Below are 22,125 nucleotides of genomic sequence, written 5' to 3' on the forward strand. Positions count from 1 at the left end.
AGTTTATTCTTTGCCTTTGTCTTAAATTATGTGCCTGAAAAATGGATTTTAGGATTACTTGGTCTTATTCCTATCTATTTAGGATTAAAAGTAGCTATTTTTGATGATTGTGAAGGAGAAAAAAGAGCGAAACAAGAACTAGACAAACACGGATTAACTAAACTAATTGGCACGGTTGCGTTAGTGACGATCGCAAGTTGCGGAGCAGATAACATCGGATTATTTGTCCCTTACTTTGTCACATTAAGTGTCTCTGAACTCATTGTGACATTAATCGTCTTTTTAATTTTAATCTATGTCTTAGTGTTTACTGCACAGAAGCTTGCATCTATTCCTGAAATCGGAGAAACTGTAGAGAAGTTCAGTCGTTGGATAATGGCAGTGGTCTATATTGGACTTGGTTTATTTATTATTATCGAAAACCATACCTTGCAGACGATTTGGGGAATGTTATTTTAAATGAAAATTATAAAAGGACTCTAACCTAAGCTAGAGTCCTTTTATTTAAGGTTCTAATTTCATCATCGCACCAAATTGTTGTTGGGCATTTGTAAATGTAATGAACGTAATAAGTTCGACGATTTCTTTATCTGACAAATGAGACTTTAAGATTTCTGTGTACGTTGTAGGTATTTGATCTCCCAGTTTGATATAGACTTCTGTAAATCCAATACATATTGCTGATTTTTCATCTGTTAGACTCCCGGTAGGCTTGCCTTTTGCTTTACAATATTGGCAACCATTTTTCTGCGCTAGCATACGGCGTATCTCTTCTTTGAGTTCTGCGTTTAAAGCATTAGTATTTTCTAGTGTGTCACTCAATGCTGACCACGTCTTCATAATGTCCTCATGATGACCTAATAATTGTTGAAATGGTGTATGACCTATGTGTGAGGGTTCAATAATAGCCATGATATATCACTTCCATTTAAACTAAAGCCGCTTTTATTTTTTGTAGTCCTTTTTTCATCACTTCTCTAGGCACTGCAATATTAATTCTAATGTGACCCTCTGCGTTATGAACAAATTGCTCTGCGCCTTCAATGATGACACCAGCGTTTTTAATAAAGAATTTCGCCATCGATTCATCAATATCTTTTTCTTTAATATAATAGCTTAAATCTACCCAAGCTAAATACGCCGCCTCTGGAATTTTAAATTCTGCATGCGGCAGTTCTTTTTCTAGGAAATCTGCTAAATAGTTAAAGTTATCATCTAAATAATTATTCATTGCTTGTAACCAATCTTCGCCTTTTTCATAAGCAGCTTGCGTGGCAACCACACTTAGAGGATTTTCCGTACCAAAGTGATGGGTGTTCCAAGTTTTTAGAAGTGATTCATTTTGAATAATGATATTTGAAAACATCAAACCTGCAATGTTGAAGGCTTTACTTTGAGACATAGTAGTGATGATTTTGTCGTAATCTGGGACAGCTTTGGCAAATGGCACATGTGATTGATCTGAACGTTTGATATCACAATGGATTTCATCTGAAATGAGCCATACATCATTGTCTTTCATAATTTGACCCAATGTGTCTAACTCTTCTTCTGACCAGACACGTCCCGTTGGATTATGTGGATTCGCAAAAATGCATAATTTAATATTTTCTGTTTCTACTTTTTTACGTACATCGTCAAAATCAATCTCATAATATCCATGATGATTGATTAGTGGAGAATATACTGTTGAAATATGATTTTTATCACATGCCATTTTAAATGGACCATAACTCGGCGTAAAAATTAGTGCTTTATCATCCTTATCACAAATATAACCTACAAGTTCAATTAATCCAGCCACAATACCATGAGAGAATACAAGATGCTCTTGAGGAAAAGTAAAACCATAACGTTTCTTTGTCCAAGAAACAAAAGCTTCATAATATTCAGAACCGAAGACGTTTGTGTAGCCTAAAATTTTCTTATTTAAACGTTCACGAATCGCATTTAATACGACTTCTGGTGTACTAAAGTCCATATCTGCTACCCACATACGAATCAGTTCATCATTATCTTTTAAATCTGACGTATCTGTATTACCAAAAAGATAACCTTTATAGCCTTCCACATTCATTGAATTTGTATAACGACGATCAATGATTTCATCAAAATTGTAATTCACGATAGTTCCTCCTAAACATGTTCATGTGTTTTATCAATTATCATTCTAATACTTACGTCATATTCTGTATATCAACTTTACTTTTCATTCAACGCAACAGATATTCTTTTTAAAAGAAAAACTCCTCACTTTTACAGCAGTGAAGAGTTTAAAATTTAATACGTTTGACATAAATACATTATGCTAGACCATCAATCACGTATGTCACACCTAGGATTGCGAATGTAAATGCAATTAATGTTGAAACAAAAATCATACCCATCATTGGGTTAAATAATAAGATAATCCCTAAAATAATGCCTAGAATATTTATAATAATTGATAAACCGCGTAATTGATGTTGTTGTGATATGGTAAACAGACCGATAACCGAACTGAAAATAAACCAAAACGCAAACATAAATACAAAGAATACTGAACTTGCTCCAACATTAAATACAACAAGAATGCCAAAGATTAAATCGATAATACCATTAATTAAAATTAATTTTGTATTTACACCTACGAGTTTTTTTGCCGTACGACGGAATAAAAGTTGAATGACACCGCCTATCATAATGAGTAAGCCAATCAGCCAAGTAAGTGTATAAAAGTTTTGCACTGGATTACTAAATATAACCACAGCAATAATTAGTAATAACGTACCAATGATTAAACTTGACCAATTTAATTTTCCATTATCTTGGGCCATTATTATCTCTCCTTTTTATATTTAAAGATTACTACAAGTATAATTTATCTATTATTGGAATACAAAAAACCTCACTAATCGATTGATTAGTGAGGCCACTTTTACGAATTCATAGAATTGGTAAATTGTATATTAATATGTACCACTATTTAACGTTTTTAAACAATTTTTGTAACATTATTTTCAATCACATTAATTTATAATTTTAATATAAAAAATATACCTAGCATGTGTTATTCCTCCTTAAAAATGGGTAATTATGAATTACGTAAACAATTTAGGAGGTATACAATGAGTAAAGCATTAGTAGTTGTTACAAGTGTTTCAAAATATCCTGATATGAATCGTCCAACTGGATTATGGTTAGGTGAAGTCGTTCACTTTGCAGATGTATTGTACAAAAATGGTTATGATATCGACTATATTAGTCCAGAAGGTGGCTATACAGCTATTGATCCTGCAAGTCTACAAGAAGATATGATGTCTGAGTTAGATTGGAAATATTATCAAGATAAAGACTTCATGACACGTCTTGGTAGTACACTTACACCAGATGCTGTACGTGCTGAAGATTATGATATTATCTATTACGCAGGTGGTCACGGAACAATTTGGGACTTCAAAGATAATAAAGATTTACAAGAATTAACACGTAAAATTTATGAAAATAACGATGCAGTTTCTTCAGTATGTCATGGTGCTATCGGACTATTAAATGTTACAGATAGTGAAGGTAATTCTATTATTAATGGTAAAACTGTAACTGGTTTCTCTAATACTGAAGAAGAAGCAGTTGGCTTAGCAGATAAAGTACCTTATTTAACAGAAGATGAACTTAAAAATCGTGGTGCAAATTACGAAAAAGGTGACAACTGGAGCCAATTCGCTGTTATTGATGGTCACATTATCACAGGTCAAAATCCACAATCTGGTAAAGCTGTAGCTGAAAAATTCTTTGAATTAAAAAACAATAAATAAGACACCCCGCAGTGTTAATAAAAAAGTTGGACCTTTCAATCTTTAGAAAGATCCAGCTTTTTTACATACTCTACTTCATAATCATTTCAATGACAGCTCTAATATTTTTATCAATATATTTATCAACATGTTGAGCAAGGTAATAGTGACGTTTCACATTTAAAGTTGTTATCATTAATTTTTCATAATCCTCGGGATGAATTGCTGATTTTGAAATAATCGCAAACCCATTTCCAGCCTCTACCATTTGTTTGATAATCTTAATATTATTAATTTCTATCAAATATGGATTTAATTTTAACTCAGAAAGACCTACTTCCTGATAAAACCTTGTTCCAGACCCTTTTTCTCTAACGAAACATATATCCATTCTAGGTTGAACCGATTTTTTGTAAATATACACCATTTCGTCTTCTATTATTTTCTTACATTTTATTACATTGTCTTGAATTTCCTTTTCTACAATACCTATATCTACTCTGTTGTGTTTAATATCATTTATAACAGAATCTGAATTATTAACACGTAAATGAATATGTAACTTAGGGTATTGTTGCATAAGACTGGTAAGCTGTTCTGATAATAAATATTCACCATATGTATAACTGCTTCCAATTGTTAAAGTGCCTGAGATGATCTCAGATTCCGATGTTAAGTTTTGCCATAATTCTTGTTCAATACTTTCCCGCTGCAATGCGTATTGTAATAGCTTTTCGCCATCTCTAGTTAGTTTTAAATATGGAGATTTAAATTCAAATATTTTAACATTATATTTTAATTCTAAACGTTTAATATCACGACTCACAGAAGGCTGCGAAGTATATAAATTTTCTGCTGCTCTAGTAAAACTTTCTGTTTTGATTACTTCAATTAATACCTTATACGGATCCATGCATCATTCTCCTTTAAGTCTAATATAACATTTTTGATATATATACTATACTTATTATTTATTTAACGTTATAACAATAACGTGCTAAGATTTCATATCGAGGTGAAAGTACTATGAAATCAATCACGCAGCCTTCATTTATGAAAGGTATTATGTTTACATTTATGATCGCAATGATCAGTTATATATTAGCTAAATTTCCTATTTTACATACGATTGGGGCATTAGCTATTGCTATCATTTTTGCGATGCTATATCGCCAAGTGATGGGATATCCAGAACACATTCGTCCAGGTATTACGTTCGCATCGAAACGTTTATTAAAATTTGCGATTATCTTATATGGGTTAAAATTAAATATGGGAGATATTCTAGGTAAAGGCTGGAAATTACTACTTATTGATATTATCGTAATTATCTTTTCAATAAGTTTAACTTTAATTTTGAATCAAATTATTAAAGGAAATCAAGATATCTCTATACTACTTGGTATTGGTACAGGAGTATGTGGAGCTGCAGCTATTGCAGCTACAGCACCAATCTTAAAATCTAAAGAAAAAGACATTGCAATAAGTGTAGGTATTATTGCACTAGTTGGAACTATATTTGCACTTATTTATACAGCTATCGAGGCTATTTTTAACATACCTACTATAACTTATGGCGCTTGGACAGGTGTGAGTTTGCATGAAATCGCTCATGTCGTCTTAGCAGCAGATATTGGCGGGCCAGAGGCAATGACATTTGCTTTACTTGGAAAATTAGGCCGTGTGTTTTTACTTATTCCATTAAGCATTGTCTTAATTTTGTATATGCGTTATAAGTCACACTCAAGCCAAGTACAACAAAAAATCGATATTCCTTACTTTCTCATTGGATTTATCATAATGGCTTTTATCAATACATTTGTTCCTATTCCTTCATTACTTATGAATATTATAAATGTTATTACAACGGTATGTATGTTAATGGCGATGGTTGCTCTAGGATTGAATATCGTTTTAAAAGAAGTTATTTCAAAAGCACTTAAACCTTTCATAGTGATATGTATAACTTCAATTTGTCTATCTGGAATAACTTTTACAATTATTAAAGTATTTTATTAGTAAATTAAACCTATTAAAATCATACCCATAAAGTTTCGTAGATTTTAATAGGTTTTTCTGATCTTTATATATTATTAATGATTATAAAGAATCAATATCTTTTTTCGAAGAACTTTGGAACAAATTTGTAACTCCTGTTTTTTCTAATGCTTTTACAATATAATAACCAAACATACCAGATAAAATTGTGCCACTAATAATTCTTATCGTATAAAGTAATATAACGTTCCAAGTAGGCAAATCTCCTAAATAATTAAATACCCAATCTACTGGTATAGTAAATATTCCTGCAGTAGCTCCAGCTATCATCGCCACTATTAATTTATAAGATTTATATTTAAAAATTAAAAATATCAATTCACATGCTAATCCCTGAGCAAAACTATGTAATAAAATCGACATATTTAATTCCCCAGATAATATTGTTTCTCCTGCCCCAGCTGCTAACTCTGCTAACAAGGCTACTCCTGGTTTTCTAATAATTAAGAACGCAACAATTGCGGCAACGAACCATAATCCATACGCAATTTGATCTAAATGTAATCCTATTGGTTTTAAACCAGCAACCATTAATCCAACTACTTTATAAAATAAGCCAAATATAAAGCTAATCAATACTGTTGCTAGAATATCCGCTAATTTTAATTTTTTCATAATATTTAGACTCCTATCTGAATTTTTAAGTGAAAACACATAAAAAAACACAAACATATCCCTTCTAGATAGTTTGCGCATTTAAAAGTATATATATGTATGTAAAAACCTATTATATACTTCCCTACGCTAGTACTAACTAGTTCAGGTTCAAAGGGTTTGGATAACTCCATCTCAGTTTATAAACACCCCTAGTACTTATATCTACTATAAAATAAATATAAAATTTTTTTATTTTTTTGTCAAAGAACAATTTTGCTATTTTATTTATTTTAAAATATAATACAGATATTAGATTGAATATATATCACTATGGGTGCTACTTGCTGAGAGAAGCTAATATGTCGCTTCAACCATTGAACCTGTTATGGTTAAAACCAACGTAGGAAAGTGATTTAGTAATTGTTGTCATTACTACTACACAGAGAGCACTTTTTGTTGCTCTCTTTTTTTATGAAAGGAGATTAATATATGGACATTAATCAAATTAAAGAAAGTGTTTTAGATTTTATTGAACGTGGTAATTCAGATGATTTTCCAGAAATGGCTTTAAAAATTTACAAATTTCAATTTAATGAAAACGAAGATTATAAAAAATTCAGTATCTCTAAAGGTAAAACACCACAAAATGTTTCAAATTGGAAAGAAATACCTGCTGTTCCAATCAATGCATTTAAATATGCTACGTTTAGCGCTATACCACTTAAGGATACTAAATATACATATATGACCAGTGGAACAACGAGTGGTATTAAAGGAAAAAACTATCATATGGATTTAGAGGTTTATGACTTAGCATTAACTTCTTTTTTTAAAAAGATGTTCATACCGGATATTGAGAAAATAAAAATAGGCGTTTTGTTCCCCACTCCTCAAGCTATGCCTAACTCTTCATTGGCTCATTATCTTGAAGTGGCTAGAACTAACTTTGGAACGAAAGATAGTCAAAATTATATCGATGAACATGGTATTCAATATGAATCATTAATAAAAGATTTGAAAAACTCAGAGGATAATCAAAAACCATTTGCTCTTTTAGGGGCAACTTATAGTATGGTACATTTATTAGAATATCTTGATGACCATAACATTAAATTTCATTTACCCAAAGGTAGTCGCATATTAGATACAGGAGGTTACAAAAATCGTTCCAAAGAATTACCTCAACATGATTTTTACGAACGATTAACAACTACTTTTGGTATTCCTAAAGAAAATTGTGTCAACATGTATGGTGTTACAGAATTAAGTACCCAATTTTACGATAAAGGTAATACCATTTCTCCTTCAACTAAATATAGTCCTCATTGGTGTCGAAGTAGAATTGTAAATCCTTTAACAATGGAAGAAGTATCTGAAGGAGAGAAAGGTATTCTTATTCACTATGATTTAGCTAACTACAATTCAGTTGCAGCAATTTTAATGGAAGATATAGGAGAATATAAAGAAAAAGGTTTCGTTTTACATGGTAGAACTAAAGGATCATTAGCTAAAGGATGCTCATTAGCGATGGAAGATTTTCTAAATGCTACACAATAAGGAGATTTAATATGGAATTTAAATTAGGACATATTCCTTTTATTGTAGAAAAGCAACTAAATTATAAAAGATTAGAGTTTGCAGACATAACCGGTTTAGTTCCTATTTTAAGCGAACAACAATTAGAAACTGTTGCTCTACAAATAAAAAAGAATAAAAAAAAATTATCCGAATATTCTACTGATTATATTATTAATGTTATTGATCAAGCTATTCATATTCTACTCGATCGTAATAGTCCTTGGCGTTCTCAAGTTGAAGAAGTGATTCCTCAAATCACTGGATATAGCTATGAAACAATTAAAGTAGGATTCACGAAATATTTATCTAGATTTAGAAAACATGAGCTTTCTCGTTTTTTAACAGAAGATTTTACTAATCCCAATATTTTAAATCAATTTGTCCCCAATTCTAAAGGCGGTTACTCAAAAGCTATTAGTTCAGATATTGTTACGCATTTATGGTCTGGAAATGTCCCTGGTCTACCATTATGGAGTTTAATTAGTAGTTTATTAGTAAAATCTGGAAATATTTGCAAATTACCTAAATCAGAACCATTTATAGGAAGTTGGTTCGCTCAGATAATTAATGAAATTGATCCAACAATTGGAGCTTGTATTGCTGTGCTATATTGGCAAGGAGGCGTTACTGATATAGAACGTGTAGCGATTAAACATTCAGATATTATCATTGGTTATGGTGACAACAATACTCTAAATGAAGTTTCTAAACGTATCCCTGTTACTAAAAGATTTTTATCTTATAATGAGAAAATTAGTTTAGCTATTATTAGTAAAGAAGCTTTAAAACCTAATAAAGTTAAAAGCCTAGCTCAAGATATCGCACTTGAAATTATTCGTTATGATCAACAAGGTTGTTATTCTCCTCAAATGATATTTATAGAAAGTTCACTTAAGATAACACCTAAAATGTTTGCTCAAATGATCAAGAGTGCACTACAGCAGTTAGAACTTCAATACCCTCTTCATACATTATCAATTGATGAAAGTATGGAACGTCTTAATCGATTGAAAGATGAAGAAATGAAATCATTATTTAATAATAATCGAGAGGTATATACTAATAAAGATTCTTCTTGGGTTTTAATTTATCAAGAAGAATTACAATTTACCCCAAGTCCTTTAAATAGATTTATTCGTATCATGCCTTTTGATGATATTCATAATCTTGTACATATATTTAGTCCATTCAAAAATTATTTACAAACAGTTGGTATAGCTGCTTCTGTCGAAACTACCTTTAAATGGTGTGAAAAATTGGCTAATATAGGTGCTAACCGCTTTTCAAGTATAAATTCTATGACATTACCAGAAGCAGCTTGGCATCACGATGGTGGTTTTAATTTAAAAGATTTAGTTTTTTACGTTGATATAGAACAAAGTTTATTGCAGAAAAGTGAGCGATACACTACTTACGAAATATAATTAATTAAGGATGATTATATAATGACGACATTTAAAGAACACGTAATATTAATTACAGGATCCAGTAGGGGCATAGGACGTTCTATTGCTCTGGCGTTCGCTAAAGAAAAATCTACGGTTATAATTAATTATTTAGCAAATGAAAAAGCTGCGCTTAAAACTGTGGAAGATTGTAAAAGTTTAGGAGGACATGCTGAAGCGATTAAGGCAGATATTAAAAACGAAGTTGAAGTAAAAAAAATGATTGATAATATAATTAAAAATTACGGAAAGTTAACTTGTTTAGTTAATAATGCATTTGCTTCTTTCGAATTTAATTCTGAAAATCGTAAGATAATTGAAGAAATAACGTGGAATGATTATCTTTCCCAATTTGAAGGAGCTCTAAAATATACTCACAATACAGTAAAATATTGTCTGCCTCATTTAAAAAAACAATCCAATAGTTCTATCATAAATATTACAAGTAATTTAACTAAACGACCTATAATTCCATATCATCAATATAATATTGCTAAGTCCACTTTAGAAAGTTATACTAAAAATCTCGCCAGGGAACTTGGACAATATAACATTCGCGTTAATTGTATTGCTCCAGGGTTAGTTTATCCTACTAAAGGAACCATAAATACAAAAGAATCTTTAAAAGAAGAAATCATACATCAAACACCTCTAGGAAGAATAGCTACACCTAATGATATTGCAGGCTCTGTTCTCTTTTTTTCATCACAATGGAGTGACTTCATAACTGGACAAACCTTATATGTTGATGGTGGTTTTACTATTTAAATGAATTAGAACCCAGCATATTACATATAACATGCTGGGTTTATCAGATTATTCTTCAATATTTGTTAAGTCTTCTAAGATTAATTCTGATGCGATTAAGCCTCTATATTTTGCCCAACGTTCACGGTTTACATCGTGTACACGATCATTTCTAACTGCTTCAATATTTGACCACGCTTCTGATTCTTTTAATTTTTCATAATCTGCTTTGTTATCTTCATCTACCATAATCAATATACGTTCTGGATTGAAGCTTGCAAATCGGTCTGTATCTACTTTTAAGTAATCTGCACCCATATATTCAGGTAGGTGGTTCTCCATATCTTCAGGAATAGAACCATTAAAACCAACTTTTTGCAAGAATTGTCCAACATATGAATGTGATGCATGAACATATAAGCCATCATGTGTTGGTACAGCAGCAATAGTTGATACGTCTTTATCAAGTTTAATATCTTTGCTTAAGTCTTCAACTTTTTCATTGTGTTGAACAACAAGTTCACGGCCTTTATCTTCTTTAGATACGAGTTCTGCAATTTGTTTAAATGTTTCAATACTTTGATCGTAGTTAGCATCAAAACTTTCTAATAATACTGTCGGTGCTGCCGTATTTAATTTTTCAAATATTGATTCATGTCTTGTTTTATCTGCTAAGATTAATTGTGGTTCTGCTTTTTTAATTAATTCTGTATCAGGCTCCAAACGTGAACCAACAGATGTATAGTTACCTACTAAGTGTTTAATAGAATTTTCTAAGTTATTTTTATCTTTGTCATCAGCAATACCTGTGACATTCAATTCTAATTTAGCTAATGCTTCTACAAAAGAATATTCTAACGCAACGACTGATTCTAATTCATCTGGTATTTCTACTTTAACACCATTCGATTCAAATTCTTTACCCATAATATAAATCCCTCCAAATGAGATGACGTTTCATTTTTCGTACAATATAGTTATTTACGTTTTAGAGAAATTTAAACATTTCATTCTTTTATAAAAAAAACGATTAGCCACATGGACTAACCGTTTTATTATTACCTATAGCATGTTTAATCTTAATAAATCGATCACGCCTGTTGAAGCGCCTGGGAAAGCAAAAATCAATTGACTTAATTCTTTGGCTGTTAAACGTTGATTAATGATAAATACAAGTAAGTTTACTAAATCATTGGCAGCATCTGCATAGATTTCAGCACCTACTAAGTGTTTATGTTCATCTAGTACAATATACATTTCAGCTTCTGTTTCATTCTTATATTCGAATACCATTTGTTTACCGAATGGCACATGTTTTACTGTATATTGATCATTTTCTTTTGCGTCTTCTACAGTTACACCAATTTGTGATAAACGTGGAAGCGAATAAAGTACCGAAGGAATAGCTGGATATTTAATTTCATCTTGTACCATACCTAAAATATGTGCAGCAATATAATTTGACTCGAATGTTGCTGTTGGCGTTAATTTAGGAATCGTTTTATCTAAAACGTCACCGCTTGCGTAAATATTTTTAACATTTGTTCTTAAGTACTCATCTACTTCAATACCTTTTTTACTATAATTGATACCGACATTTTCTAATCCAATACCTTCAACATTTGGAACTCTTCCTGTTGCATCAAGTACATATTCTGTATTGATTGATAATCCAGATTCAGTTGTTAGTGTAAACGCGTCTCCTTCTTTTTTAACTGCAACTGTATTTTCATTTAGATAGAATTTAACGCCTTCATCTTCTAATTTTTCAACTAATTTATCTACATGATTACGGTTAAATCCTGGTAAAATCTCATCTGTATGATGAACCACATGAACGTCAGCGCCAGTTTTAATCATGATAGATGCAAATTCGATACTGATAATTCCGCCACCAATGAATGTGATACTTTTTGGTGTGTCTTCCATCGATAAGAAGTCACGGCTATCATGTGTATATTCTTTACCTTCGATAGGTAATTTATTGCTATGTTGACCTGTCGCAACGACGATATTTTCAGTTTCAATCGATTCACCATTTACTTCAACTGTATGTTCATTTTTAATTACACCTGTACCATCATATACATCAATACCTTGTTGTTCAAATAATGATTTTAACTGACCAGCCATTGGATCAATCACTTTATGTTTATAATCCATTAAGTTTGACCAATTTACTTTAAGATTTTGTGATTCAACAATACCAGGATAGTGTGTTGCTTCTTCTAACACTTCAAATGGATTTTCAAGTAAGATTTTAGCATTACAGCCCCAGTTTGTGCATGTTCCCGCAATACGCTCTTTTTCGATAATTGCTACTTCTTTACCTGCATGTTTTAATGTTAAAGCTGCATGCCAAGCTGCATGTCCACTACCAATAAATGTAACGTCGTATGTTTTCATTTAACTCATCCTCTTCTTTATTTTTTATTGAGTTGTTTCAAACCATGTTCTAATTGTTCTAATACGTCTTTTGCTTGGTTATAATTCGTTTTATCAAAATTTGAAGGTAAACATTCGGCTACAGCTTCAAAAACTGCTTCTTGTTGTTGGTGTGCTTTTTCAGTAAGTGTCACCATCAGTTGACGTTTATCAGTTTCAGAACGTTCTCTTATGACCCATCCTGATTGTTCTAATCTTTTTAAAAGTGGTGTCAACGTATTACTTGATAAATCAAGTTGTCTACCAATCTCATGTAATGTTCGATTATCTTCTTCCCATAAAGCCAGTAACACTAAATATTGAGAATACGTTAATCCAAATGGCCTTAATTGTTGTTCATAAAATTGTGCAAATAAGCGGCTCACATTATATGCCGAAAAACATAATTGATTCGCTAATGTCATTTCATCCTTTTTCAACACAGCACCTCTTTTCTATCGTTCGCGATTGATTTTAGTATAAACAATCGTGCGCGATTAATCAAATGATAAATATCCAAACATTTCTAAAATATTGAAGGTGAGAGATAGAATTTATTTTAAATTTACTGTTCCACTCTCTAATACTTTTACTATTTTAATTAGAAAAGACTCACTTTCCTTTAATAAAAAGAAAAGTGAGTCTATGATTTACTTATGTTTAATCTACAAATATTTATTTTTTAATCTTTTTTTCGTAGTTTCCCGTATTCTTCCGGTATTAATTCAGATGCTTCACTATTAATCAGACTTTTAATTTTTTAAAAGTAAGACTACCTGCCTACTAAAAAAGATAAGATATACTCTTTTTATTTCACTTTCAATCCTCTATATCGATTTAAGGTACCGATAAATTCTTGTTTACGAGGTAAGGCAAGATGTCCTGGATGTCCATTAAAATGAGAGAGCGCTTCTAACCCTTCATGCTCAATTAAATGATACATTTCATTTGTTGCTTGAATTATGGAATTCTGATTATTGATACCATGACGTCTAAAGTAATCTAACATCACCGTAATAGCATTGGTCTGACTATCATCCACAAGTTGTTCTAATCCTGTTAGGTTAATAGGCTCATGACCATACATAATAGAATGTAATCCTTTTGCTTTAAAACGTTTTTCTTTTCCTTTTATAGAGAAAGAATCTGTTAACGGTATGCGATGAGATAGCACTCCAAATGACTGCTCACCATCAATTTCTCGCTTATAGCCGTCAGTATTCGTAATTTCTTTTGCTTCTTCTGTTACATCTTTTAAATGATATTCATCCATCATTAACACTTGGTCAGCAACATCAAAATAATCTCCTGAACCACCCACAATAAGAATAGTAGAAACATTATAATCTTCATATAATGATTTTACTTTATTAGAAAATGGAGTAATCGGCTCTTTTTCTGGAGCAATCAGTTGTTGCATACGACCATCACGAATCATAAAATTGGTAGCTGATGTATCTTCATCGACTAATAATAATGAACTTTCTGCTTCTAAAGCTTCGATTACATTTGTGGCTTGAGATGTACTACCACTTGCGTTTTCTGTAGAAAAGTGTGTCGTATCTTTCTTTCCTGGAAGATTATCAATAAATGGACTAATATCGACATTTTCAACGTTTCGACCATCCTCAGCACGTATTTTCATCGCATCATGTTGAGTCACCACAAATTCTCGGCCATCATGTTGAATGTGATCATATACACTACGCTCAAGCGCTTCTAATAGTGTCGATTTACCATGGTAACCTCCACCGACAATAAGTGTAATCCCTTGTGGAATAGCCATCCCCGTGACTGCCCGGCCACTTGGAAGATTGAATGTATGTTCAAATTTCTTAGGACTTGTGAATTGAATGGCACTTTTCATTGGAGCGTCTGACACACCACTTTTTCTTGGTAAAATTGAACCATTTGCCACAAATGCGACTAAATGTTCTGTTTCAAGTTGTTGTCTAATATAAGTCTGGTCTAGTTTTAATGCGACTTGTTCGTTCAATGCTTGTTGATTTAAATTTTCGTATCGTATCGCTTTTTCTACCATTTGAGGAATGCCATGTATTATCGTATGTGATGCTACTTTTCCTAGAATCTTACGTCCGGCTGCTGGTAGCCCAACTTCAATACGTATTTCAATATCTTTATCATTAATCACTACAGATGTACGTTCGAGTATTTCTTGTCCTGGATGATCGATAAAGATCTTCCCATTTTTACCCGAACCTTTCACTGTACGATTGAAATGTTTTAACTGGGTATCCACTGTTCGAGTTAAAAAGTCTGAAGTCGCTATACGTTTATCTTTAGTGTCTAATAATTCATTAGGAATTTCAGTCTCATGTTTCCCAATAATGACACGCATTTTTGAAGGTGGCGCAAAAGGATCGACTTGGACATGATCGATAGCTAGACGGAATTGATCAAATTGATATATCCCTTTCATTCGTTTATAAGCGCCATATTTTTGTCCGTCTAAAGATTTAAGTAATCGTTCTAAATCTTTTGACTGTTTCATCTTAATTCCTCCGTTCATAGCATTGCTTTTTTATGTTTACCCTTTTTTTAAAAAATAAAAAATCACTACTCCAAATCATTGAAGTAGCGATATACATACGTTATTCAGATTTAACACCTGTACGTAATCGTAATTCATGTTCAATTTCAGCTAAACTGCGACCCCGTGTTTCTGGAAGATACTTAATCACAAAGAACATCGCTAGTACGCCAATAGCAGCAAAAATTAAGAATACCCATTCTGTATCTAAATTATGATTTAAAATTGGGAATAATTGTGCAACGATTAACGTACCAAAGTTTAATACTAATGCCGCAATACCGGTTGCTGCTCCTCTTGCACGCGTTGGGAATAATTCAGGTAACATTACCCATAAAACTGGGCCCCATGAAATTCCAAAGAACACGATAAATAATGATAAACAAATAATAATGACCCAGGCTGATGATTGAATACCGATTGACCAAATAAGCATCGCCATAATAACCAGTGAAGCAATCATTCCGATGTTTCCTATAACGAGGAGTTTTTTACGATCGACACGGTCAACAATAAATAATGCCAAAATCGTTACTAATACGTTTACCACACCAATACCAACTGTACCGATAATTGAAGCAGAGCCACCTAGACCTGCTTTTGTAAAAATCGTTGGGGCATAGAAAATAACTGCGTTGATTCCGATAAATTGTTGAAAAATCGCAAAGATACACCCAATAATAAGCGTCGGACGTAACCAAGGTGATTTGATTACTGAGAATGTTGATTCTGATTGAGAAGCTATTTCTTTCATTTCTTTAATTTCAGCATCAATTGCATCTGGATTATATGTGATTTTCATTACGTCACGCGCTACTTTTTCACTTCTATTTTCAAGAAGCCAACGTGGACTTTCAGGCATAAATGCTACACCAATTAATAAAATTAATGAAGGAACCACAGCTAAACCTAACATCCAGCGCCAAGCACCCATATCTGCAAAGGCATAGTTCACTAAGTATGCAGCTAAAATACCAATTGTAATCATTAATTGGTTAAGTGAACCTAAAGATCCACGTAGTTCTGTAGGGGCCATTTCAGTAAGATATACAGGTACTGTTGACATTGAACCACCTACGGCAAGTCCAACAATGGCACGACCAATAATAAGCATGACAATATTTGTTGAAAATGCTAAAACAAGTGATCCAACAATAAATACCAATGCGATAAATAGTACTAAGCGACGACGACCAATTCTATCTGATAAAGGTCCACTGCCACCTGCACCTACAATCGCTCCGAAAAGCATTGATGACACAACTAACCCTTCTATCGCCCCATTATGTAAAGGGATGTCCTTAGGAATATAAAGTAATGCGCCGGAAATAATACCGTTATCATAACCGTAAAGCAAACCTCCTAAAGCACCCAAAATAAAAATCAAATATTTATTTACTTTCATATACTATCCTTCCTTTTTCAAACTAGTAAATATTATACGTACTAATTGAAAGCGTTTCAATATTTTTTTTAATTTAATTTAAAAAAGCAATCTTCACATCATAGCTGTAAAGATTGCCATTCATATTAGTACGATATAAAATCGTTTTCTTTTCTAAGCAAGTAATAATGGACTTGAAAAAATAAGAAAGAAAATAATTGTTAAAAATAACGTGATACCATTAAATACTTTGCTGCTACTCATTAGACCTACAACACTTGAAACCACTGACAATAGCATGACAAAAAAGCCAGGTAAATACCAAAACATATCTGTAAATGTAATCGAAACTGCAAGTAGAAATGATAATACACATAAGATACCAGAAACTATATTCATATTGTTTATTCTCATTGATGTCTTCCTTTCTGTAAGATATTAATAACATTATATACTATATTTACATTTAAATTTACTATATATCATTATTTTTTAAAAATATAAAACACTCTCATTAATAAATATCTAAATAAGCGTATTTTATCTTTGATTGCGTCTCTAAATCTTTTTGTTACTTGTAGGTGTATTAGCTTTTATTGCTTATTATTTTTGCTAAATACTCATTTTTAATGAGTTATACAATTGCGATGAGTCCAATCATTATTGGTCTATATTTATAGGAAAGGTAACGTTGTCATCAATTAGACTAGTACATAAAAAAACAATAAGGTTAAGTATTTCATCAATATGCAGATAGTATCTACTAAAAGAATATAAAAATGCACCCCAAAAATTAGATTTTAAGTCCAACTTTTGGGGTGCGTATCAGTTTTAAAAATAATAATATATATTTGTTGTTTAAATTAGTGGAATCTCATACCGCCATCAACAATAATAGTTTGACCAGTAATGTAATCAGAATCACTGCTAGCTAAGAAACCAACCACATTGGCTACATCTTCTGGTTTAGATAAACGTTTTAATGTGATTTGATCAGTGAATTGTTTCCAACCCCATTCTTCTGGTTGATTATTTTCTTCGGCTAATTTTTTAGCAATACCTTCCATCATAGGTGTTTCAACGATACCTGGTGCAAATGCATTTACTGTAATACCTTTGTCAGCTAAATCACGTGCAGCAACTTGAGTTAATCCACGAACTGCGAATTTAGTACTACTGTATAAAGATAATCCCGCATTACCTTCAACACCTGCTTGAGATGTTGCGTTTATAATTTTACCGCCATGACCTAATTTTTCAAATTGTTCTAAAGCTGCTTGAATGCCCCAGAATACGCCTCCAACATTTACTCCGATAACTTGATTAAATTGTTCAGATGTTACTGTATGAATAGGTGTTGTTGGTCCTAAACCAGCATTATTTACGACTACATTTAACTCTCCAAAATGTTCTACAACTTTACGTGTCACATCAAAAACATTTTCACGGTCGGATACGTCAGCTCTAAATGCTACTGCTTCTTGACCTTCTTTTGAAAGTGCTTCAGCAGCTTTTTTTGCGCCTTCTTCATTAAAGTCGACAATAGCAACGTTAAAACCGTCATTAAATAAACGTTCTGCTATTTTGAAACCAATACCTTGTGCTGCACCTGTAACAAGTGCTACTTTTTTAGAATTGCCCATTTACTACACCTCTTAAAGTAATATAACTTTCAATTATTATGTTAGCACTTTGTATGTAAAATACCATGAAAAGTTTGTGAACTTTTGAACAAAGTTTTGTTAATGATTACTTTTTAAATAATCAATAAATCGTAATAAAGAGGTTTCATTTTTTCTGTTGTCATTGACTATCGCTGTAAAATACACTGAATAATCAAAAGGATGGCCTAGAGGTATGGCCTCAATATATTCGTCATTTAAAATGGGTTCGTCTTCGATCATGTAACTAGAAATCATACCTACACCTAAGCCTTCTGCAACAGTTCTTAATAAAACGATGGGATTATGCGTACGAAATACAATTTTTAATTCTCCATTTTCTTCTTCGAATTTTTTCAAATGATGATGGTAAAAGCTACGATCATAGAGGATAAATGGATAGTCTTTAATATCCTCTAAATTAACAGTATCTTTAAACGTAAGTTTAGATTTAGCAGGTACAATAAGTTTAAAATTCGTCGATAAATTAAGAGGAAATTCATGAATTAAGGACATTGTTTTATCTGATTCTTTTTTACCAATTAATCCTAAATCTATCTCATTATTTCTCAACATTTTTATAATATTTTCACGGTCAGATTCTATAACTTCAATATCTACGTTTGGATAATCAACTTTAAATTGAGAAATGACTTTAGGAAGTAGTTTGTGAAATAACGTTGGTATAGTGGCTATGGTTAATTTTCCTGTTATATGTGTTTGTAAACGTTCTACTTCTAGCATGAGATGTTCTTTCGCTTCCAAAATTTCCAATATTTTTGGAATCAATCGTTTGCCAATTTCTGTCGGTATTGTCCCTTTTCTGGAGCGATAAAATAATGAATATCCTAATTCTGTTTCCAGATTAGCAATCGATTGACTCATGGCAGATTGACTAATATGCATTAGTTCACTTGCACGAATCATTGATTCTTGTTCGTATACTGATTTAACATATATTAGCTGTTCAAAATTCATATGTTCTCCTCCTTTATATCAGTTTTACTTATATTAAATTAAATTATTCTAATTATACATTAAGTCTTACTAATATTATAATAATTAAGTATAAATTAAGATAAATAGGATTAAATAGAGGAGGTTAAACATGTCGCAACGTTTATGGTCGAAAGACTTTATCTTTGTAACGATTGTGAATTTATTTATGTATTTAATTCACTACATGCTTATTGTGACAATTACACAATTCACAATCGAAACGTACCATGCTTCAGAAAGTATTGGCGGATTAGCAGCTGGTGTATTTATCATTGGCATGCTAGCTGGAAGATTAGGCGCTGGAAGAATCATCGATCATCTTCAACCTAAGAACGTGCTCATTGGCGGTGTCATTGGCTCTATTATAGCTATCGCTTTATATTTTACAATTCATAGTATTCTTATTTTGATGTTTGTTCGTTTTATTCATGGAATTGCCTTTGGTTTCTCTTCAACAGCAACGGGTACGATTTCTTCTAGATTAATTCCAGAAGAACGTAAAGGTGAAGGTATCGGTTACTACGGTTTAAGCGTGACGCTTGCTTCCGCTTTTGGCCCATTCTTAGGACTAGTATTAAATAATAATTTAGGATTTTCTTCAATTTTTGGCATCAGTTTGATTAGCATTGTCGTTTCATTTAGTTTTACTTTATTAATTAAAAAATTACCGATGAATCATGACATAGTTACTGAAGAACAATCACGTCCTAAAGGTCTCAGTGCTTTCTTACAAAAAGAAGCATTGCCTATTTCATGTGTCGTCATCTTAGTAGGAATTGCTTATGCAAGTGTACTTTCATTCTTATCAATATACAGTGAAATGTTACATTTAGTTACTGCATCTAGTTTCTTCTTTATTGTATTTGCAGTTGTGACCTTTGTGACACGTCCATTCACTGGAAAGATTTATGATCATTTTGGCGAAAATAAAGTCATGTATCCTGTACTTCTAAGTTTTGCAATAGGATTAGCTATTTTAAGTATAGTAAGTTCTCCATTTTTACTATTACTATCTGCAGCATTTATTGGCTTTGGTTATGGAACCATCGTTCCAACTGCACAAGCCATTGCCATTCAACAATCACCCACTAGTAAGATGGGATTAGCTACATCAACGTTCTATATTTTTGTGGACTTTGGTGCAGGCATGGGTCCTTTCATTTTAGGTCTACTCATTCCATTTATGGGCTATCGCTATTTATATCTTGCAATGGCAGGTCTAATTATTATTGCAATGATTTTATATTTCTTTGTACATGGTCGTTATCAAAACAGTACTTCATCAAAAGGTTAATGTATAAAAAAGAGCGTGCGTTCATTTAACACGAACACACGCTCTTTCGTTATTTTCACAAGATTTTTAAGACATCCATCTCACTAACTTCAGACAACCGTCAGTCTTACCTGATTTTTTTAGTATCCTATTACTAAAGCAATAGACATAGCAACGCTACATATAATTATCCATATTAATATAGGTTTCCATACAAACTTCAACCATTCAGTATAAGAAATTTTACCTACAGCTAGAGCTCCCATTAAAATTGCTGATGTAGGAAATAGAATATTACTTATTGCATCACCATATTGGAAGGCTAAGACAGTAAGCTGACGATTAATATGTAACAAATCAGAGATAGGAACCATTAAGGGCATCGTCGTTAATGCTTGACCCGAACCTGATGGAATAAAGAAATTAAGAATGAATTGTAAAATAAACATAGCTATAATCACTAATGACGTTGGTACATCTGATAATAAGGTCGTCAATGCATGAACAATGGTATCTATGATTTTCCCATTTTCTAACAGTACGATAATTCCTTTTGCGACACCAACAATCATTGCTCCAAATAGAATATTTTTCATTCCATCTACTAAAGCATCAAACGTACCATTAAACCCTAAGCCACCTACTAAGCCCGCTAAAATTCCTGCAAATAAGAAATTAGCGCTCATTTCATTGAAACTCCATCCAAATTTAAAAATACCAAATATATTGAAGAGGATAGTTGCCATAATAATCATTAAACTAAATGCTTGTTTTTTACTAAAGTGTTGATAATCGATGTCTTGATTAACTTGTCCTTCTTCTTTTTCTAAATGATACACAATACTTTTAGTTTTATCTTTTTTAACTTTACTAGCATATAACATTACAGTTGAAATGGCCGTTGCTAATATAAAAAGATATATGATAGTTCGAAGGCCCCAACCTGAAAACATTGGAAGTTCAGCAATTGTTTGAGCCACCCCAACTGTAAAAGGATTTAACATGCCCCCACTAAAACCACTAGCTGCCCCCAAAATAACCATGGCAGCACCAGTTAATGCATCATAACCTAAGGTACGAGCAATAATAATACCAATGGGAACAAATATAATAGTTTCTTCAGCTAAACCTATTGTAAAACCTAATATTGAAAAGATGATCATCGTTAGTGGGATCATTAAAAAGTTGGCTTTTCCCAAAACTCTCATAGCTTTATTTACACCATTTTCAAAAGCACCTGTTTTGTGGACAATTCCAAAAGCGCCACCCACTAAAAATACATAAAAAACAATTTCTCCCCCACTAATCAATCCTTCTGGGACAGCTCTAAATATATTCAAAAAATTTAGATGTTCTGAAGATACTGTGTGATAGGTACCAGGAATAACTATGGTTTGTCCGTTTTTCTTTTCTCTCGCATATTCTCCAGCAGGAATAATATAAGTAAGTAACCAGGAAATTACTATAATCAACATTAATATTGCATAGGTGTGCGGCATTTCTAGTTTAAACTTTCCAGTTTTATTCTTTTTCATTTATGTCATCCCCTTGTTATTCATTACATATGAATCAAAAATCAAAATATATATAATTTATCATAACCTATTTAAACAAAAATGATAATATTACATTTTT

At 32.0% G+C, this 22,125-nt stretch carries 21 protein-coding genes and 2 riboswitches; of the genes, 7 read left to right on the forward strand and 14 right to left on the reverse strand.

The window, feature by feature from the left end; all coding sequences use genetic code 11:
• Positions 1-459 (forward strand): CadD family cadmium resistance transporter (locus HMPREF3131_RS06030; RefSeq protein ID WP_070517418.1); only part of this gene is annotated, 459 nt, incomplete at its 5' end.
• Positions 460-504: 45 nt separating this feature from the next.
• Here the strand turns inward: HMPREF3131_RS06030 and HMPREF3131_RS06035 are convergent.
• The 3 genes from HMPREF3131_RS06035 to HMPREF3131_RS06045 form a co-directional block, all read right to left on the reverse strand.
• Positions 505-912, reverse strand: a complete 408-nt coding sequence (locus HMPREF3131_RS06035) for a carboxymuconolactone decarboxylase family protein (protein WP_017174764.1) — start codon at positions 910-912, stop codon at positions 505-507.
• A 16-nt stretch (positions 913-928) separates the two neighbouring features.
• Positions 929-2,125 carry a 3M3SH-releasing C-S lyase gene (locus HMPREF3131_RS06040; protein WP_070436538.1) on the reverse strand — a complete coding sequence of 399 codons (1,197 nt, stop codon included), beginning with the start codon at positions 2,123-2,125 and terminating at the stop codon, positions 929-931.
• 178 nt (positions 2,126-2,303) lie between these two features.
• Positions 2,304-2,816, reverse strand: coding sequence for a DUF308 domain-containing protein (locus tag HMPREF3131_RS06045; RefSeq protein ID WP_017174762.1), 513 nt, complete (start codon positions 2,814-2,816; stop codon positions 2,304-2,306).
• A 291-nt stretch (positions 2,817-3,107) separates the two neighbouring features.
• On the opposite strand from HMPREF3131_RS06045, the gene HMPREF3131_RS06050 reads away from it, so the two are divergent.
• Positions 3,108-3,794: a type 1 glutamine amidotransferase domain-containing protein gene (locus HMPREF3131_RS06050; protein WP_017174761.1), complete on the forward strand. Its 687-nt coding sequence runs from the start codon at positions 3,108-3,110 to the stop codon at positions 3,792-3,794.
• Positions 3,795-3,864: 70 nt separating this feature from the next.
• On the opposite strand, the gene HMPREF3131_RS06055 is transcribed toward HMPREF3131_RS06050, so the two are convergent.
• Positions 3,865-4,686 carry a LysR family transcriptional regulator gene (locus HMPREF3131_RS06055; RefSeq protein WP_002454638.1) on the reverse strand — a complete coding sequence of 274 codons (822 nt, stop codon included), beginning with the start codon at positions 4,684-4,686 and terminating at the stop codon, positions 3,865-3,867.
• 113 nt (positions 4,687-4,799) lie between these two features.
• Between HMPREF3131_RS06055 and HMPREF3131_RS06060 the strand changes: the two genes are divergently transcribed.
• Positions 4,800-5,792, forward strand: coding sequence for a YeiH family protein (locus tag HMPREF3131_RS06060; RefSeq protein ID WP_049420678.1), 993 nt, complete (start codon positions 4,800-4,802; stop codon positions 5,790-5,792).
• Between the two features lie 81 nt (positions 5,793-5,873).
• On the opposite strand, the gene HMPREF3131_RS06065 is transcribed toward HMPREF3131_RS06060, so the two are convergent.
• Positions 5,874-6,446: an ECF transporter S component gene (locus HMPREF3131_RS06065; protein ID WP_017174759.1), complete on the reverse strand. Its 573-nt coding sequence runs from the start codon at positions 6,444-6,446 to the stop codon at positions 5,874-5,876.
• A gap of 104 nt (positions 6,447-6,550) precedes the next feature.
• Positions 6,551-6,649: riboswitch (TPP riboswitch) on the reverse strand.
• Positions 6,650-6,748: 99 nt separating this feature from the next.
• Positions 6,749-6,852, forward strand: a riboswitch (TPP riboswitch).
• Positions 6,853-6,917: 65 nt separating this feature from the next.
• Between HMPREF3131_RS06065 and HMPREF3131_RS06070 the strand changes: the two genes are divergently transcribed.
• Genes HMPREF3131_RS06070 through HMPREF3131_RS06080 form a run of 3 tightly spaced genes read left to right on the forward strand, consistent with a single transcriptional unit; the run spans position 6,918 to position 10,219 of the window.
• Positions 6,918-7,985 carry a LuxE/PaaK family acyltransferase gene (locus tag HMPREF3131_RS06070; RefSeq protein WP_070436539.1) on the forward strand — a complete coding sequence of 356 codons (1,068 nt, stop codon included), beginning with the start codon at positions 6,918-6,920 and terminating at the stop codon, positions 7,983-7,985.
• Positions 7,986-7,996: 11 nt separating this feature from the next.
• Positions 7,997-9,430, forward strand: coding sequence for an acyl-CoA reductase (locus tag HMPREF3131_RS06075; RefSeq protein WP_070436540.1), 1,434 nt, complete (start codon positions 7,997-7,999; stop codon positions 9,428-9,430).
• 21 nt (positions 9,431-9,451) lie between these two features.
• Positions 9,452-10,219 (forward strand): SDR family oxidoreductase, encoded by a 768-nt coding sequence (locus HMPREF3131_RS06080; protein ID WP_017174756.1) that lies wholly within the window; start codon positions 9,452-9,454, stop codon positions 10,217-10,219.
• A gap of 48 nt (positions 10,220-10,267) precedes the next feature.
• Here HMPREF3131_RS06080 and HMPREF3131_RS06085 read toward each other — a convergent pair whose 3' ends face one another.
• The 8 genes from HMPREF3131_RS06085 to HMPREF3131_RS06120 form a co-directional block, all read right to left on the reverse strand.
• Entirely contained in the window at positions 10,268-11,125 is an 858-nt protein-coding gene (locus tag HMPREF3131_RS06085) for an ABC transporter substrate-binding protein (protein ID WP_017174755.1), read from the reverse strand.
• Positions 11,126-11,260: 135 nt separating this feature from the next.
• A complete protein-coding gene (locus HMPREF3131_RS06090; RefSeq protein WP_070436541.1) occupies positions 11,261-12,604 on the reverse strand; it encodes a dihydrolipoyl dehydrogenase family protein in 1,344 nt (447 codons plus the stop codon).
• A 17-nt stretch (positions 12,605-12,621) separates the two neighbouring features.
• Positions 12,622-13,062, reverse strand: a complete 441-nt coding sequence (locus tag HMPREF3131_RS06095; protein ID WP_048761099.1) for a MarR family winged helix-turn-helix transcriptional regulator — start codon at positions 13,060-13,062, stop codon at positions 12,622-12,624.
• Between the two features lie 368 nt (positions 13,063-13,430).
• Positions 13,431-15,134, reverse strand: coding sequence for an ABC-ATPase domain-containing protein (locus tag HMPREF3131_RS06100; RefSeq protein WP_070436542.1), 1,704 nt, complete (start codon positions 15,132-15,134; stop codon positions 13,431-13,433).
• Positions 15,135-15,234: 100 nt separating this feature from the next.
• Positions 15,235-16,578 carry a glucose transporter GlcP gene (locus HMPREF3131_RS06105; protein ID WP_070436543.1) on the reverse strand — a complete coding sequence of 448 codons (1,344 nt, stop codon included), beginning with the start codon at positions 16,576-16,578 and terminating at the stop codon, positions 15,235-15,237.
• A 153-nt stretch (positions 16,579-16,731) separates the two neighbouring features.
• The gene (locus HMPREF3131_RS06110; protein WP_017174751.1) at positions 16,732-16,971 is read right to left on the reverse strand and encodes a hypothetical protein; all 240 of its coding nucleotides are present in this window, start codon (positions 16,969-16,971) and stop codon (positions 16,732-16,734) included.
• 449 nt (positions 16,972-17,420) lie between these two features.
• Positions 17,421-18,200 carry a (S)-acetoin forming diacetyl reductase gene (locus HMPREF3131_RS06115; RefSeq protein ID WP_070436544.1) on the reverse strand — a complete coding sequence of 260 codons (780 nt, stop codon included), beginning with the start codon at positions 18,198-18,200 and terminating at the stop codon, positions 17,421-17,423.
• 99 nt (positions 18,201-18,299) lie between these two features.
• The gene (locus HMPREF3131_RS06120; protein WP_070436545.1) at positions 18,300-19,196 is read right to left on the reverse strand and encodes a LysR family transcriptional regulator; all 897 of its coding nucleotides are present in this window, start codon (positions 19,194-19,196) and stop codon (positions 18,300-18,302) included.
• Positions 19,197-19,326: 130 nt separating this feature from the next.
• Here HMPREF3131_RS06120 and HMPREF3131_RS06125 point away from each other — a divergent pair, with 130 nt between their 5' ends.
• A complete protein-coding gene (locus tag HMPREF3131_RS06125; RefSeq protein WP_017174748.1) occupies positions 19,327-20,511 on the forward strand; it encodes an MFS transporter in 1,185 nt (394 codons plus the stop codon).
• Between the two features lie 119 nt (positions 20,512-20,630).
• Here HMPREF3131_RS06125 and HMPREF3131_RS06130 read toward each other — a convergent pair whose 3' ends face one another.
• Complete coding sequence (locus tag HMPREF3131_RS06130) at positions 20,631-22,025, reverse strand: YfcC family protein (RefSeq protein WP_048682385.1); 1,395 nt, start codon at positions 22,023-22,025, stop codon at positions 20,631-20,633.
• Between the last annotated feature and the right edge of the window lie 100 nt (positions 22,026-22,125).

This window comes from Staphylococcus sp. HMSC14C01, assembly GCF_001808085.1.
GTDB classification, from domain to species: Bacteria; Bacillota; Bacilli; order Staphylococcales; family Staphylococcaceae; genus Staphylococcus; species Staphylococcus hominis.

Excerpts from the sequence above, each read along its gene's own strand:
- HMPREF3131_RS06035 (WP_017174764.1), bottom strand. The coding sequence starts at position 912 with ATGGCTATTATTGAACCCTCACACATAGGTCATACACCATTTCAACAA.
- HMPREF3131_RS06045 (WP_017174762.1), bottom strand. The coding sequence starts at position 2,816 with ATGGCCCAAGATAATGGAAAATTAAATTGGTCAAGTTTAATCATTGGT.
- HMPREF3131_RS06050 (WP_017174761.1), top strand. The coding sequence starts at position 3,108 with ATGAGTAAAGCATTAGTAGTTGTTACAAGTGTTTCAAAATATCCTGAT.
- HMPREF3131_RS06055 (WP_002454638.1), bottom strand. The coding sequence starts at position 4,686 with ATGGATCCGTATAAGGTATTAATTGAAGTAATCAAAACAGAAAGTTTT.
- HMPREF3131_RS06060 (WP_049420678.1), top strand. The coding sequence starts at position 4,800 with ATGAAATCAATCACGCAGCCTTCATTTATGAAAGGTATTATGTTTACA.
- HMPREF3131_RS06065 (WP_017174759.1), bottom strand. The coding sequence starts at position 6,446 with ATGAAAAAATTAAAATTAGCGGATATTCTAGCAACAGTATTGATTAGC.
- HMPREF3131_RS06070 (WP_070436539.1), top strand. The coding sequence starts at position 6,918 with ATGGACATTAATCAAATTAAAGAAAGTGTTTTAGATTTTATTGAACGT.
- HMPREF3131_RS06075 (WP_070436540.1), top strand. The coding sequence starts at position 7,997 with ATGGAATTTAAATTAGGACATATTCCTTTTATTGTAGAAAAGCAACTA.
- HMPREF3131_RS06080 (WP_017174756.1), top strand. The coding sequence starts at position 9,452 with ATGACGACATTTAAAGAACACGTAATATTAATTACAGGATCCAGTAGG.
- HMPREF3131_RS06085 (WP_017174755.1), bottom strand. The coding sequence starts at position 11,125 with ATGGGTAAAGAATTTGAATCGAATGGTGTTAAAGTAGAAATACCAGAT.
- HMPREF3131_RS06090 (WP_070436541.1), bottom strand. The coding sequence starts at position 12,604 with ATGAAAACATACGACGTTACATTTATTGGTAGTGGACATGCAGCTTGG.
- HMPREF3131_RS06100 (WP_070436542.1), bottom strand. The coding sequence starts at position 15,134 with ATGAAACAGTCAAAAGATTTAGAACGATTACTTAAATCTTTAGACGGA.
- HMPREF3131_RS06105 (WP_070436543.1), bottom strand. The coding sequence starts at position 16,578 with ATGAAAGTAAATAAATATTTGATTTTTATTTTGGGTGCTTTAGGAGGT.
- HMPREF3131_RS06110 (WP_017174751.1), bottom strand. The coding sequence starts at position 16,971 with ATGAGAATAAACAATATGAATATAGTTTCTGGTATCTTATGTGTATTA.
- HMPREF3131_RS06115 (WP_070436544.1), bottom strand. The coding sequence starts at position 18,200 with ATGGGCAATTCTAAAAAAGTAGCACTTGTTACAGGTGCAGCACAAGGT.
- HMPREF3131_RS06120 (WP_070436545.1), bottom strand. The coding sequence starts at position 19,196 with ATGAATTTTGAACAGCTAATATATGTTAAATCAGTATACGAACAAGAA.
- HMPREF3131_RS06125 (WP_017174748.1), top strand. The coding sequence starts at position 19,327 with ATGTCGCAACGTTTATGGTCGAAAGACTTTATCTTTGTAACGATTGTG.
- HMPREF3131_RS06130 (WP_048682385.1), bottom strand. The coding sequence starts at position 22,025 with ATGAAAAAGAATAAAACTGGAAAGTTTAAACTAGAAATGCCGCACACC.